The 14448-nt window shown below is 75.4% G+C and carries 11 protein-coding genes; 9 read left to right on the forward strand and 2 right to left on the reverse strand.

What is annotated here, in order from left to right:
* The first annotated feature begins 155 nt into the window (after positions 1 to 155).
* A complete protein-coding gene (locus ACF09K_RS26795) occupies positions 156 to 2363 on the forward strand; it encodes a primosomal protein N' (protein ID WP_392247438.1) in 2208 nt (735 codons plus the stop codon).
* Positions 2364 to 2492: 129 nt separating this feature from the next.
* Here ACF09K_RS26795 and ACF09K_RS26800 read toward each other — a convergent pair whose 3' ends face one another.
* Positions 2493 to 3038: a hypothetical protein gene (locus ACF09K_RS26800; RefSeq protein WP_392247440.1), complete on the reverse strand. Its 546-nt coding sequence runs from the start codon at positions 3036 to 3038 to the stop codon at positions 2493 to 2495.
* A gap of 261 nt (positions 3039 to 3299) precedes the next feature.
* On the opposite strand from ACF09K_RS26800, the gene fmt reads away from it, so the two are divergent.
* Together fmt and ACF09K_RS26810 are read left to right on the forward strand one after the other, a co-directional pair.
* Entirely contained in the window at positions 3300 to 4256 is a 957-nt protein-coding gene (fmt, locus tag ACF09K_RS26805; protein WP_392247442.1) for a methionyl-tRNA formyltransferase, read from the forward strand.
* Between the two features lie 120 nt (positions 4257 to 4376).
* Positions 4377 to 5795 (forward strand): RsmB/NOP family class I SAM-dependent RNA methyltransferase, encoded by a 1419-nt coding sequence (locus ACF09K_RS26810; RefSeq protein ID WP_392247445.1) that lies wholly within the window; start codon positions 4377 to 4379, stop codon positions 5793 to 5795.
* On the opposite strand, the gene ACF09K_RS26815 is transcribed toward ACF09K_RS26810, so the two are convergent.
* Positions 5776 to 8055 carry an MMPL family transporter gene (locus ACF09K_RS26815; protein WP_392247446.1) on the reverse strand — a complete coding sequence of 760 codons (2280 nt, stop codon included), beginning with the start codon at positions 8053 to 8055 and terminating at the stop codon, positions 5776 to 5778. The genes ACF09K_RS26810 and ACF09K_RS26815 overlap by 20 nt on opposite strands.
* A 14-nt stretch (positions 8056 to 8069) precedes the next feature.
* Here ACF09K_RS26815 and rpe point away from each other — a divergent pair, with 14 nt between their 5' ends.
* From rpe to ACF09K_RS26845, 6 genes are all read left to right on the forward strand, one after another.
* Positions 8070 to 8756 carry a ribulose-phosphate 3-epimerase gene (gene rpe, locus ACF09K_RS26820; protein ID WP_392247448.1) on the forward strand — a complete coding sequence of 229 codons (687 nt, stop codon included), beginning with the start codon at positions 8070 to 8072 and terminating at the stop codon, positions 8754 to 8756.
* Between the two features lie 100 nt (positions 8757 to 8856).
* The gene (locus ACF09K_RS26825) at positions 8857 to 9900 is read left to right on the forward strand and encodes a sugar-binding transcriptional regulator (protein WP_392247450.1); all 1044 of its coding nucleotides are present in this window, start codon (positions 8857 to 8859) and stop codon (positions 9898 to 9900) included.
* A 73-nt stretch (positions 9901 to 9973) separates the two neighbouring features.
* A complete protein-coding gene (locus ACF09K_RS26830) occupies positions 9974 to 10387 on the forward strand; it encodes a barstar family protein (RefSeq protein ID WP_392247451.1) in 414 nt (137 codons plus the stop codon).
* 170 nt (positions 10388 to 10557) lie between these two features.
* Positions 10558 to 12000, forward strand: a complete 1443-nt coding sequence (locus ACF09K_RS26835) for a GuaB1 family IMP dehydrogenase-related protein (RefSeq protein ID WP_392247453.1) — start codon at positions 10558 to 10560, stop codon at positions 11998 to 12000.
* 288 nt (positions 12001 to 12288) lie between these two features.
* Complete coding sequence (locus ACF09K_RS26840; RefSeq protein WP_392247454.1) at positions 12289 to 12741, forward strand: Lrp/AsnC family transcriptional regulator; 453 nt, start codon at positions 12289 to 12291, stop codon at positions 12739 to 12741.
* Between the two features lie 245 nt (positions 12742 to 12986).
* Complete coding sequence (locus tag ACF09K_RS26845) at positions 12987 to 14276, forward strand: MFS transporter (RefSeq protein ID WP_392247455.1); 1290 nt, start codon at positions 12987 to 12989, stop codon at positions 14274 to 14276.
* Positions 14277 to 14448 lie beyond the last annotated feature (172 nt).

Genomic DNA, 14448 nt, shown 5'->3' on the forward strand with positions numbered 1-14448 from the left:
CCACCGCCACCGCGACGCACCGGGCCCGGCTTCCCCAGGGAGGCCGGGCCTCGGCGTTGTGCGGCGCCGCCCCGCGGCCGGCGGGCCCGGGGCGCGGGCGCGTGGGGGCGGGGGCGCGGGCGCTCGGGGGGCGGCCGTTGTCAGCGGCGTTTGGTATGAATGCAGGCGTGAGCAGCGACGACGGGCAGCGGGAGGGCGGTGGCGGCGGGGACGGGGCGCCGCCGGAACAGCTCGCGCTTCTCCGCGAGAGCGTGCGGCAGGCCAAGGCGCCGCGGGCGAAGCCGCGGACCTGGCGGGGGGCGGCGCTCGCCGAGAGGCTGCCGGTCGCGCGGGTCCTCGTCGACAAGGGCGTCCTGCACCTCGACCGGTACTTCGACTACGCGGTGCCGGCCGAGCTGGACGCGGACGCCCAGCCGGGCGTGCGGGTGCGGGTGCGGTTCGGGGCCGGTCGCGGGCGGGTGCGCGAGGGGCGCCGGGAGGGGGGCGGGCTGATCGACGGGTTCCTCGTCGAGCGGCTCGCCGAGTCGGACTACGCCGGGCCGCTGGCCGCTCTCGCCCAGGTCGTGTCGCCCGAGCCCGTGCTGAGTCCGGAGCTGCTGGGGCTGGCGCGCTCCGTCGCCGACCGGTATGCGGGGAGTCTGGCGGACGTGCTCCAGCTGGCCGTGCCGCCGCGCAGCGCCCGGGCCGAGCAGCGGCCCTCGCCCGCGCCCCTCGCCCCGCCGCAGGCGCCGCCGCCGGGCTCGTGGGGGCGGTACGAGCACGGGGCCGCGTTCCTCGACGCGCTGGCCAGGGGAGGATCCCCGAGGGCGGTGTGGAACGCGCTGCCCGGTCCCGAGTGGAGCGAGGAGCTGGCGCGGGCCGTCGCCGCGACGCTGGCCTCGGGGCGCGGCGCCCTCGTCGTCGTACCGGACGGGCGGGCCGCCGCGCGCGTGGACGGCGCCCTGACGGCCCTGCTGGGGGAGGGGCGGCACGCCCTGCTCACCGCCGACGCCGGGCCGGAGAAGCGGTACCGGGAGTGGCTCGCGGTGCGGCGTGCGAGCGTGCGGGCGGTCGTCGGGACGCGGGCCGCCATGTTCGCGCCGGTGCGCGACCTGGGACTGGTCGCCGTGTGGGACGACGGCGACGACAGCCACAGCGAGCAGCACGCCCCGCAGCCGCACGCGCGCGATGTGCTGCTGCTGCGCGCGGCGCAGGACGGGTGCGGCTTCCTGATGGGGGGGTGGAGCTCCACCGTCGAGGGGGCGCAGCTCGTCGGGAGCGGGTGGGCGCGGCCCCTGGCCGCGGGCCGGGAGCAGGTGCGCCGGGCCGCGCCGCTGGTGCGGACCGTGGGGGACCAGGATCTCGCCCGGGACGAGGCCGCCCGGGCCGCCCGGCTGCCCAGCCTCGCCTGGCAGGCCGTCCGTGAGGGCCTGCGGCACGGGCCCGTGCTCGTGCAGGTGCCGCGGCGCGGCTACGTGCCGCGCATGGCGTGCGCCGCCTGCCGGGCCCCCGCCCGGTGCCGGCACTGTTCCGGGCCCCTGGAGGCGCGGGACGGCGGGGCGCTGTGGTGCGGCTGGTGCGGGCGCGAGGAAGGGGCCTGGCACTGCCCGGAGTGCGGTGGCTTCCGGCTGCGCGCGCAGGTCGTGGGGGCGCGGCGGACCGCCGAGGAACTGGGCCGGGCGTTCCCGGCCGTACCCGTGCGCACCTCCGGGCGGGAGCAGGTGCTGGACACCGTGCCCGGCACGCCCGCGCTCGTCGTGAGCACACCGGGTGCCGAGCCCGTCGCCGAGGGCGGGTACGCGGCGGCCCTGCTGCTGGACGGCTGGGCCATGGTCGGGCGGCCCGACCTGCGGGCCGGGGAGGACGCGCTGCGCCGCTGGATCGCGGCCGCCTCCCTGGTACGGCCCCAGGGCGACGGGGGGACCGTGGTCGTGGTCGCCGAGCCGACCCTGCGTCCGGTGCAGGCGCTGGTGCGGTGGGACCCCGTCGGACACGCCGTGCGCGAACTGTCGGAACGGGCCGAGCTGGGCTTCCCCCCGGTGTCGCGGATGGCGGCCGTCACCGGGACGGGGGAGGCGGTGGCCGCTTTCCTCGGCTCCGTGGAGCTGCCCCCGGAGGCCGAGGTGCTGGGACCCGTCCCGCTGCCGGTCACTCCCGCGGGGCGGCCCCGACGGCCGGGGGCGCCGCCGCCCGGCGAGCAGTGGGAGCGGGCACTGGTCCGGGTGCCGCCGGGGAGGGGGGCCGCCCTGGCCGCCGCGCTCAAGGCGGCGCAGGCCGCGCGGATGGCGCGGGGCGGTGCGGCCTCGCGGGGCGGTGCGACTTCGCGGGGTGAGGGGGCCTCGGGGGCGGTGTGGGTGCGGATGGATCCGCTGGACATCGGGTGACGAGCGGCCGGGGCGGGGAGTGGGCCGCGGCGGTGGGCGATCCGCGATCTGCGGTTGATGGCCGGCTTCCGCCGTGCCGGTCCCGACATGCGTCCGCCCCCTCGGGGTGCCGAGGGGGCGGGGGAGGGGTCAGCCGTTCCGCGGGCCGTGGAAGACCGTGGGCCTGACGTCCTCGCGCAGGGACGAGCTGCCCGCCGTCGGCTGGGTCGGCATCGAGCGGGCCGCGGGCACCGTGGGGACCGCGGAGATGCCGGTGCCCACGGTGACCGTGCGGGGAGCCGCCGTCTCGGCCGTCGTCCGGTCGGCCTCCGCGGCCGTCTGGGCGGCGGCACGGCGGGCGCCGTAGCGGCGGTGGACCGCCTGCTTGGTCACGCCGAGCGCGGAGCCCACCGCGTCCCACGAGAAGCCGAGCGAACGGTCGAAGTCCACCGCGGCGGTGACCAGGGTCTCGACACTGTCCCGCAGTTCCTGGGCGAGGCGGACCGTCGGGGCGGGGGCCCGCCCGTAGACGACGAAGCCCGTGGACGGGCCGGAGCGGCGCGGACGGTAGACGTTGCCCAGCTGGGCCGTCAGGGTGCGCAGCGCGTCCACCTGCCGGCGGACCCGCTCGATGTCCCGTACCAGCAATTGCAGGCTGGCGCGGGCCTGGGCGTCGTGGGTTGCGTGGTCGGCCATGAACAAGCCTCTCGAACCGGCGTTGAAGAGATAAGGGGCGGTCCGCGGTGAGGCGCGGTCCGGTGTGGTCAACTCTGTCTTGACCAACGCGGATGCGCTCCGCTGGTCACGGTGTGGGGGCGTATGGGCATATGCGTACGCCCCCGGCGAGGGGCGCCGGCCCGCCGCGGGCGTTCCGTGCCGTCGGCGGCTTCTCCCGGTGGCGCAATAAACTGGTGCGTCGCCCGTCGTCCGTTCCCTCCGAGAGGCCCGTGCCCACTCATGAAGCTCGTCTTCGCCGGTACCCCCGAGGTCGCCGTTCCCGCTCTGGACGCCCTGCTCGCCTCCGGGCGGCACGAGGTGGCCGCCGTCGTCACGCGGCCCGACGCGCAGGCGGGACGGGGGCGCAGGCTGGTCGCCTCCCCCGTGGCACAGCGGGCCGAGGAGGCCGGGATCGAGGTGCTGAAGCCGGCCCGGCCGCGCGAGCCGGAGTTCCTGGCGCGGCTCGCGGAGATCGCCCCGGACTGCTGTCCCGTCGTCGCCTACGGCGCCCTGCTGCCCAAGGCGGCCCTCGACATCCCGGCCCGCGGCTGGGTCAACCTGCACTTCTCGCTGCTGCCCGCCTGGCGCGGGGCCGCGCCCGTGCAGCACGCCGTCATGGCGGGGGACGAGATCACCGGCGCCTCCACCTTCCTCATCGAGGAGGGGCTCGACTCCGGGCCCGTCTACGGCACGGTGACGGAGGAGGTCCGGCCCACCGACACCAGCGGCGACCTGCTCACCCGGCTGGCGTTCGCCGGCGCCGGACTGCTCGCCGCCACCATGGACGGGATCGAGGACGGTTCGCTCCAGGCCGTACCGCAGCCGCAGGACGGCATCACCCTCGCGCCGAAGATCACCGTCGAGGACGCGCGGGTCGACTGGGCCGCTCCGGCGCTGCGCGTCGACCGGGTCGTGCGCGGCTGCACTCCCGCGCCGGGCGCCTGGACGACGTTCCGCGGGGAGCGGCTCAAGCTCGTCCAGGTGCGGACCGCGCCGGAGCGTGACGACCTCGCGCCGGGCGCCCTGGCCGTCGGCAAGAACAGCGTGCACGTCGGCACCGGATCGCACGCCGTCGAGCTGCTGTGGGTGCAGGCGCAGGGCAAGAAGCCGATGCGGGCGGCCGACTGGGCCCGCGGGGTGCGCATCACGGACGGCGAGCGGGTCGGGGAGCCCGCCGGGGAGCGGGCGGGCGAGTAGCCGACGCCGCGGCCGGGGCGGCGGCCGCGGGGAGCGGGCGGAGGAGCGGGCGGGACGGAGGCCGGCCCGCCCGTCGTAGGCTGGGCGTACCGTCGTCCTGCAATCCGGAGCACCTTTTTCGTGAGCGAGCAGCCCCCCCGTCCCCGCACCACCGGCAAGCCCCACCGTCGGCCCAAGAAGGACCCCGTCCGCTTCCTCGCGTTCGAGGTGCTGCGGGCCGTGGACGAGCGGGACGCCTACGCCAACCTCGTGCTGCCGCCGCTGCTGCGCAAGGCGCGGGCGAGCGGGGACTTCGACGGACGGGACGCCGCCCTCGCCACCGAGCTGGTGTACGGCACGCTGCGCCGGCAGGGGACGTACGACGCGATCGTCGCCGCGTGCGTCGACCGGCCGCTGCGGGAGGTCGACCCGCCCGTGCTCGACGTGCTCGGCCTCGGTGTGCACCAGCTGCTCGGGACCCGGATCCCGACGCACGCCGCCGTGTCCGCCTCCGTCGAGCTGGCGCGGGTGGTGCTCGGCGACGGGCGGGCCAAGTTCGTCAACGCGGTCCTGCGCAAGGTCGCCCGGCACGACCTCGACACCTGGATCGAGAAGGTCGCGCCGCCCTACGACGACGACCCCGAGGACCACCTGGCCGTCGTCCACTCCCACCCGCGCTGGGTCGTCTCCGCGCTGTGGGACTCCCTCGGCGGCGGCCGGGCCGGCATCGAGGAACTCCTGGCGGCCGACAACGAGCGGCCCGAGGTGACCCTGGTCGCCCGGCCCGGACGGGCCACGACGGACGAGCTGCTGCGCGAGGAGGCCGCCGTCCCCGGACGCTGGTCGCCCTACGCCGTGCGGCTCACCGAGGGCGGCGAACCCGGCGCGATCGAGGCCGTGCGGTCCGGGCGCGCGGGCGTGCAGGACGAGGGGAGCCAGCTGGTGGCGCTCGCGCTCGCCCACGCGCCGCTGGAGGGGTCCGACACGCGCTGGCTCGACGGCTGCGCCGGGCCCGGCGGCAAGGCCGCGCTGCTGGCGGCGCTCGCCGCCGAGCGCGGCGCCGTGCTGCTCGCCTCGGAGAAGCAGCCGCACCGGGCCGGGCTCGTGGCCAAGGCGCTCGCCGGGAACCCCGGGCCGTACCAGGTCCTCGCCGCCGACGGGACGCGGCCGCCGTGGCGGCCCGGTTCCTTCGACCGGGTGCTGATGGACGTCCCCTGCACCGGACTCGGCGCCCTGCGGCGCCGGCCCGAGGCGCGCTGGCGGCGCCGGCCCGAGGACCTGGACGGCTTCGCCCCCCTCCAGCGCGGCCTGCTGCGGACCGCGCTGGAATCCGTACGGGTCGGGGGCGTCGTCGGGTATGCCACCTGCTCCCCGCACCTCGCGGAGACCCGGGCCGTCGTCGCCGACCTGCTCAAGCAGTTCCCGGAGGCCGAACTCCTCGACGCGCGGCCCCTGCTCCCGGGCGTGCCCGACCTCGGCGACGGGCCCGACGTCCAGCTGTGGCCGCACGTGCACGGGACCGACGCGATGTACCTGGCGCTCATTCGGAGGACCGGCTGACCGGCGCTCCCGGCCGGGGCGCCCGCGCCGCCGCGTCGTCCCGGCGGGCCAGCGGGTGCGGCCACCACACCTTCTCGCCCACGTCCAGGAAGAGCGCGGTGACCAGGACGGACCGGACGACGAAGGTGTCCAGCAGGACGCCCAGCGCGACCGCGAAGCCGATCTCGGCGAAGCCCAGGACGGGAAGCGTGCCGAGCACGGCGAAGGTGCCGGCCAGGACCAGGCCGGCCGAGGTGATCACCGCCCCGGTCGTGGCCAGACCCGTGACCACGCCGGGCCGGGTGCCCTGCCGGACCGCCTCCTCGCGGATGCGTGTCGTCAGGAAGATGTTGTAGTCGATGCCCAGCGCCACCAGGAACACGAACACGAACAGCGGGAAGGCCACGTCCTCGCCCGCGTAGTCGAAGACGTGCCGGAAGGCGAGGGCGCTCAGCCCGAGCGCGGTGGCCAGGGACAGCACCACCGTCCCGACCAGCAGCAGCGGCGCCACCAGGGCGCGCAGCAGCACACCGAGCACGAGCAGCACCACGACCAGGACGAGGGGGATGACCAGGTAGTTGTCGCGGGTCTGGGCCTCGTCCATGTCCAGCAGGGCCGCGGTGCCGCCGCCCACCCGCGCGTCGGCGCCGGGCACGGCGTGCACCGCGTCGCGCACGCGCTCCACGGTCGCCTTCGCCCCGGAACTGTCGGCGGGGGCGCGCATCGTCGCCTCCAGCAGCACCTTCCCGTCGTGCTCGGGCGCGGTCCCGGGCGGTACGCCGACGCTCGCCGGGACGACCCCCGGGTCCGCGGCGACCGCGCGGCCCACCCGCTCCGCCCGGTCCGTGTTCGCCACGATCACCAGCGGATCGCCGGCGCCGGCCGGGAAGTAGCGCGCCGACACCTTCTGCCCGGCGATCGAGTCCGGTTCGCCGGTGAGGGCGTCCGCGTTGGCGATGCCCGCCGCGCGCAGCTGCAGCAGGCCGAGCGACAGGGCCGCCAGCACCGCGGCCGTGACGCCCCACACCAGGCGGGGGCGGCGGGCGATACGGCGGCCGGTACGGGCCCACACGCCGCCCGTGGTGGGATCGGCGGACCCCTCGTGCGGAACGGCCGGCCAGAAGATCCAGCGGCCGAAGACGAGCAGCAGGGCCGGGAAGAGCGTGAGCATCGCCAGCAGGGCGACCGCGACCCCGATGGCGGCGACCGGGCCCAGGCCCCGGGTCGAGTTCATCTCGGCGACCAGCAGCACCAGCATGCTCAGCACGACCGTGGCGCCGGAGGCGACGACCGCCGGACCGGCCCGGTTGAGGGCCAGCTCCATCGCCTCGTGCCGGTCGTGGTGGCGACGCAGTTCCTCCCGGTAACGGGCGACCAGCAGCAGCGCGTAGTCGGTGCCCGCGCCGAAGACGAGCACCGTCAGGATGCCCGCGCTCTGGCCGTTGACCGTCAGGCCGGCGTGCGTGGCGAGGACGTAGATCAGCGCCTGGGCCGTGAACAGCGCGGCCACCACCCCGAGCAGCGGCACGAACAGCAGGACCGGGCTGCGGAAGGTGACCAGGAGCATCACGACCACGACGGCCATCGCGGAGAACAGCAGTGTCGTGTCGATGCCCTCGAAGGCCTTGGAGAAGTCGGCCGACGTGCCGCCGGGGCCCGTGATGTGCACGGTGAGCCCGTCCCCGCCCCGGCCCACGTCGTCGCGGATGGAGTCGACCGCGGGGGCGATGCGCTGCCAGCCCTGCGCGTTCATGGTGACGGGCACGTAGATCTGGGCGGCCCGCGGCGCGGTCGGCCGGTCGAAGACGGGACCCTTGACCTCCGCGCCGCGGATGCCGTGCGCGCGCAGCACGCTCACCTCGCGGACGTCCTCGGCGATCCGCTGCAGGTCCTGACCGGTCAGCCCGCCGGCGCGCGCGTAGACGACGACCGCGGGGATCTGCTCCGGCCGGAACTCCTCGGAGAGGCTGAGGACCCGGGTGGACTCGGCGGAGCCCGGCAGCCAGGACTGGGCGTCGTTGTCCTGCGCGTCGTTCAGCTTCGCGCCGAAGGGCGCCGCGATCACCAGGACGACCAGCCAGAGGACCAGGACCAGCCACTTGGACCGCCGTCCGCAGACGAGCCGGACGGCGCCCCTCTTCCAGACGTCGAGCCGCCTCACACCTGCCCCCGTTCCCGGATCCGGTAACGGGGGGGAGTCCAAAACGGCACGTCCGGCCCCCGCGGAACACCCGGCGGACGTCCCGGATACGGACCGGGGCGAACGAACGTGCCCGGACATGGCAGTCTTGGGTCATGGCCGCGCAGATCAACCCCAGCATCCTGTCCGCCGACTTCGCCCGCCTCGCGGACGAGGCGAAGGCGGTCGAGGGAGCCGACTGGCTTCACGTCGACGTCATGGACAACCATTTCGTCCCGAACCTCACGCTCGGTGTGCCGGTCGTGGAGTCCCTGGCCCGTGCGACGGACACGCCGCTGGACTGCCATCTGATGATCCAGGCCCCCGATCGCTGGGCGCCCCAGTACGTCGAGGCGGGGGCCGGTTCCGTCACCTTCCACGTCGAGGCGGCCGCCGCGCCGGTCCGGCTCGCCCGCGAGATCCGCGCCAAGGGTGCGCGCGCGTCCATGGCGCTGAAGCCGGCGACGCCCGTCGAACCGTACGAGGATCTGCTCCCCGAACTCGACATGTTGCTGATCATGACGGTCGAGCCGGGCTTCGGGGGCCAGGCGTTCCTCGACATCATGCTGCCCAAGATTCGCCGCACCCGCGAGTTGATCAGCAAGCACGGCCTCGAGCTCTGGCTCCAGGTGGACGGCGGGGTCTCGGCCACCACCATCGAGCGGTGCGCCGAGGCGGGCGCCGACGTCTTCGTCGCCGGCTCCGCGGTCTACGGGGCGTCGGACCCGGTCGAGGCGGTACGGGCACTGCGCGCGCAGGCGGAGGGGGCGACCGCCGGGGCGTCCTGGGCGTGCTCCCACTGACGGACCGGTGGGCGACGGCGGGACCAAGGGAAGGTGAACGGCCGCGATCAGGGCCGATCGAGTGCGCCGCATCTGCAAGGATGAACGGCGAATCCAGAGTGTGAACAGCAGTGAGGAGATCGCCGTGTCGGGTATGTCGGCGGGCCGGTCAGCCATGCGGATGGGACCCGCTGAGCTGGTGCAGGCGGCGGCCATGGCCCGCCGCTTCTACCTCGAGGGCAAATCCAAGATCCAGATCGCCGAGGAGTTCGGCGTCAGCCGCTTCAAGGTGGCCCGGGTCCTGGAGACCGCTCTCGAACGGGATCTCGTACGGATCGAGATCCGCGTCCCGGCCGAACTGGACGCCGAGCGCTCCGACGCGCTCCGCGCCAGGTACGGCCTCAGGCACGCCGTGGTGGTCGAGTCCCCGGCCGACGCCGAGGAGTCGCCCGACCCCGAGAACCTCGGGGAGGTGGCCGCCGACCTGCTCGGCGAACTGGTCGACGAGGGGGACGTCCTGGGCCTGGCCTGGGGCCGGTCCACCATCCACATGGCGGCGGCGCTGGACCGGCTGCCGCCCTGCACGGTGGTGCAGCTGACGGGCGTGTACGACGCCGGGACCGCCGAGCGCGGTTCGGTCGAGGCCGTCCGCCGCGCCGCCCAGGTGTCCGGCGGCGACGCCCACCCCATCTACGCGCCGATGCTGCTGCCGGACGCGGCCACCGCGATCGCGCTGCGCCACCAGACCGGGATCGCCCGGGCCTTCGAGTACTTCGACAAGGTCACGGTCGCCTGCGTCTCCATCGGTTCCTGGGAGCCGGGCATCTCGACGGTGCACGACATGCTCAGCGACGAGGAGCGGGCGCACTACGCCTCGCTCGGGGTCGCCGCCGAGATGTCCGCGCACCTCTTCGACTCCGAGGGGCGCCGGGTCGGCCGGGACCTCGGCGAGCGGTGCATCACCGTCAAGGCGGACCAGCTCCGCAGCATCCCCGAGGTCGTCGCGATCGCGGGCGGGCAGCGCAAGGCGGCCGCGATCGACGCGGTGCTGCGCTCGGGGCTCGTCACCAGCCTGGTGACCGACACCTCGGCCGCGGACTACCTGATGACGGCGGGCCCGCCGCCCAGGCCCGCCCTGAACCGGGCGGACCCCGACGGGGCCTGACGGTTCCCGACGACAGGTCACGAGGGGACGCACCGCGACGGCGTCGACGCACGCCGGCGCGGCGCGTCCCCTCGTGTGCTTCCCCGCCCGCCCGTCTCCCCCCTCGCGGCACCGACGATCACTACTCCGCACCGCCGGTCACCCGACCCGTTCAGGACGGTACCGAGACGACGCAGCACGTGGTCACGCCGGACCTCGACGGGATCACGGACAAGGCGGGTCTGATGGACCGCGCCGCCCGTGCCCTGGACCTCCGGAGCGGTTCGGGCGCAACGGGGACGCGCTCGCCGACTCCCTCGCCGACCCCGGCGTCCGGCCCGCCGGGTGCGCCGGCCGGGGGCTGCTGGTCCTCGTACGGGGCCGGCCGCCGTACGCGCGCGAGAACGCGCGCGAGTGGGCGATCGCCGAGGAGGTGTTCGCCCAGGCCGCGGACCGGACGCCGGAGCTGTCCGTGGCGCTCGCCCTCGGGGGCGCCCCGGGCGCTTGACCGGCGGGCCCCGGGGTGTCCCTCGGACGATCCTCCCAACCCCCTCCCGACCGGCCTGGACGATTCTCCCGGGCCGGGCATCGCGGCTCCCATGGGACAATGAAGTACGTGCTCTTCCCCCTGGCCGGCCGGTCCGGGGGTCACCTCTGATCGACTGGGATGTGCGGCACGTGCGTTTCCTCAACGACATCCAGCCCGCGTACGACCTCACGTACGACGACGTCTTCATGGTCCCGAGCCGCAGCGCGGTCGGGTCGCGTCTGGGCGTGGACCTCAGCTCCCCGGACGGGACGGGGACCACGATCCCGCTGGTCGTGGCCAACATGACCGCCGTCGCCGGGCGCCGGATGGCCGAGACCGTGGCGCGGCGCGGCGGCCTCGTCGTGATCCCCCAGGACATCCCGATCGACGTCGTCACCGACGTCATCTCCTGGGTCAAGAGCCGCCACCTCGTGCTGGACACCCCGATCGTGCTCGCCCCGCACCAGACCGTCGCCGACGCGCTGGCCCTGCTGCCCAAGCGCGCGCACAACGCGGGCGTCGTCGTCGACGGGGACGCCCGCCCCGTCGGCGTCGTCACGGACGCGGACCTCAGCGGCGTCGACCGCTTCACCCAGCTCGCCGAGGTGATGTCCAAGGACCTGCTGCTCCTGGACGCGGACATCGACCCCCGCGAGGCCTTCAACACCCTCGACGCGGCCAACCGGCGCTACGCCCCCGCGGTCGACGCGGACGGCAGGCTGGCCGGCATCCTCACCCGCAAGGGCGCCCTGCGCGCCACCCTGTACACGCCCGCCACCGACGCGCGGGGCAGGCTGCGGATCGCCGCCGCCGTCGGCATCAACGGCGACTTCGCCGAGAAGGCCAAGCTGCTGCTGGACGCGGGCGTCGACACCCTCGTCATCGACACGGCCCACGGCCACCAGGAGTCGATGATCAACGCGATCCGGCTGGTGCGCGACCTCGACCCGCAGGTCCCGATCGTCGCCGGCAACATCGTCTCCGCCGAGGGCGTCAAGGACCTGGTCGAGGCGGGCGCCGACATCATCAAGGTCGGCGTCGGACCCGGCGCCATGTGCACCACCCGCATGATGACCGGCGTGGGCCGGCCGCAGTTCTCCGCGGTCCTGGAGTGCGCGGCCGAGGCGAGGAAGTACGGCAAGCACGTGTGGGCCGACGGCGGCGTCCGCCACCCGCGCGACGTGGCGATGGCCCTCGCGGCCGGCGCGTCCAACGTGATGATCGGCTCCTGGTTCGCGGGCACCTACGAGTCCCCGGGCGACCTCCAGCAGGACGCCGGCGGACGGCTCTACAAGGAGTCGTTCGGCATGGCCTCCGCGCGCGCCGTGCGCAACCGCACCTCCGAGGAGTCGGCGTACGACCGGGCCCGCAAGGCGCTGTTCGAGGAGGGCATCTCCACCTCGCGCATGTTCCTCGACCCGGGCCGTCCGGGCGTCGAGGACCTGATCGACTCGGTCGTCGCGGGCGTCCGCTCCTCCTGCACCTACGCCGGTGCCGCCTCCCTGGAGGAGTTCGCCGAGAAGGCCGTCGTCGGCCTCCAGAGCGCGGCCGGCTACGCGGAGGGCCAGCCCTTGCACGCCAGCTGGAACTGAGCGCCCCGCGGGGCGCCGCCGTGCGGACACCGCGGGTCCGGCCGTCGCCGGGCCCGCGTCCTTCCGCCTCTCCCCGTTGCCTCCGCCCGTTCCCTCCCCCTGTTCTCTTCGCCTGTTCCCTCCGCGCCGCCGACGGGCTCCGCTTCCGCCTCCGGGCGATGCGCGGTCTCTCCGCCGTCACCCGGGTGGTCTCCGGTGTCCGGACGGCGGTCGGGCTCGTGTTCTACTTCCTCTACGGCCACCGCCGCTCCCGCCTCGCGTCATCCGAAGTGAAGTGAACGACCCGCAGTGCTGAACGATCTCGACGAACGCATCGTGCACGCCCTCGCCGAGGACGCCCGCCGCTCCTACGCGGACATCGGGCAGCTCGTCGGGCTCTCCGCGCCCGCCGTGAAACGGCGCGTGGACCGGCTGCGCGCCACCGGGGCCATCACCGGGTTCACGGTGCGCGTCGATCCGGCGGCCCTGGGCTGGAAGACCGAGGGGTACGTCGAGATCCACTGCCGGCGCAACACCTCGCCGGAGACCATCCAGCGGGGCCTGGAGCGCTACCAGGAAGTCGTGGCCGCCTCCACCGTCACCGGGGAGGCGGACGCGATCGCCCAGGTCTTCGCCGCCGACATGCGCCACTTCGAGCGGGTCCTGGAGCGGATCGCGGGGGAGCCCTTCGTGGAGCGCACGAAGTCGGTGCTGGTGCTCTCCCCGCTGCTGCGCCGCTTCTCCTCCGGCTCGCCGACCTGAGAGCCGCCTGCCGGAGAGCCGCCTGCCCGGGAGCCGCCGATCCGGAAGCCGCCGATCCGGGAGCCGCCTGCCCGGGAGCCGCCGGTTCCGAGGCCGGCGGCTCCGCAAAGTGCTGGTGAGCCGCCCGGGCCCGGGTCTACCCTCGGTCCCATGACCTGGCGACATTGATCCGGCAGCCGTGCCTCCCGAGGGCCGCCTCGGACGCCGTACCCCCGGTGTCCGAAACGTCCCTGCGGGAAGGCCCCATGACTCACTCACCTGTCCGTGCGCCCGTCGGCGCACCGGGCGTACGGCGGCTCACCACCACGCTGTACGGCTACGCGTTCCTGGACGAGTTCGTCCTGCTCTACCCGGTGTACGCGCTGCTGTTCGCCGACACCGGGCTGTCCGTCGGACAGACGTCCTCGCTGTTCGTCATCTGGTCGGCGACCGGCGTCCTGCTGGAGGTCCCCTCCGGTGCCTGGGCGGACGCCGTCTCGCGCCGGCTGCCGCTGTGGCTGGGCCCGCTGCTGGGTGCGGCCGGCTTCGCGCTGTGGGTGCTGTTCCCGTCGTACGGGGCCTTCGCCGCCGGCTTCGTGCTGTGGGGCGCGCGCGGGGCGCTCGGCTCGGGCGCCCTGGAGGCCCTGGTCTACGAGGAGCTGGAGCGGCTCGGCGCGGCGGACCGGTACGCCCGCCTCATGGGCCGGGCCCACGCGGCCGGACAGGCCGCCGCGATGACGGCGATGGCCCTGGCCGGTCCGGTGTTCGCGGCGTACGGCTACCCGGCGGTCGGCGCGGCCAGCGTGCTGGCCTGCCTGCTGTGCGCCGCGACGGCGACCCGCTTCCCCGAACACCGCGCCCCCGCTCCCGCCGGCGCAGGCGCAGGCGCAGGCGCAGACAGCGACGGGGGAGGGGAAGGGGACGGTGACGGTGACGGCGGTGAGGGCTGGGCGGCGACCCTGCGGGCCGGCCTCGCCGAGGCCCGCCGCGACCGCTCCGTGCGCGGCGCCCTCCTGCTCGTCCCGGCCGTCGCCGCCGTCTGGGGCGCCCTCGACGAGTACACCCCGCTGCTGGCGCGGGACACCGGCGCCCCCGACGCGGCGATCCCCCACCTGCTGATGGTGATCTGGGCCGGCGTCACCGCCGGAAGCCTGCTGGCCGGACCCGCCGAGCGTCTGGGCCGCAGGGGGTTCGCCGCGCTGCTCGCGGCCTCCGCGCTCGCCCTCGCCGCCGGGGCGGGCGCCGGCACACCGGCCGGCCTGGCCCTGGTGGCCCTGGCCTTCGGCGGCTTCCAGCTGGCGACCGTACTGGCCGACGCCCGCCTCCAGCGGCGCATCGAGGGCACCGGCCGGGCCACTCTCACCTCCGTAGCGGGCCTGGGCACCGAACTCGCCACGATCGCGGTGTACCTCACCTACGCCCCGCTCGCCTCGGCGAGCGCGCACGGCACCGCCTTCGCGCTGCTCGCGGTGCCCTGTCTGGTGACCGCGCTGCTGGTGGCGGTGCGACGGCGGCCTCGCGCCGGTGATTCCGTGGCGGCGGTCTCGCGGCGGTGATTCCACGATGGTGATTCCGTGGGGGCGGTCTCGCGGCGGTGATCCCACGGCGGTGGCTCCGCGGCCGTGATCCCACGGCGGTGTTCCCGGGCGCGGGGCCGCGCAACGAATCGCCGCCCCGCGCCCCCCGCACGCAACGAACAGCTCACCAGCGCGCAACGGCTCCTCCTTG

Source organism: Streptomyces sp. NPDC014882, assembly GCF_043081325.1.
Classification (GTDB): domain Bacteria; phylum Actinomycetota; class Actinomycetes; order Streptomycetales; family Streptomycetaceae; genus Streptomyces.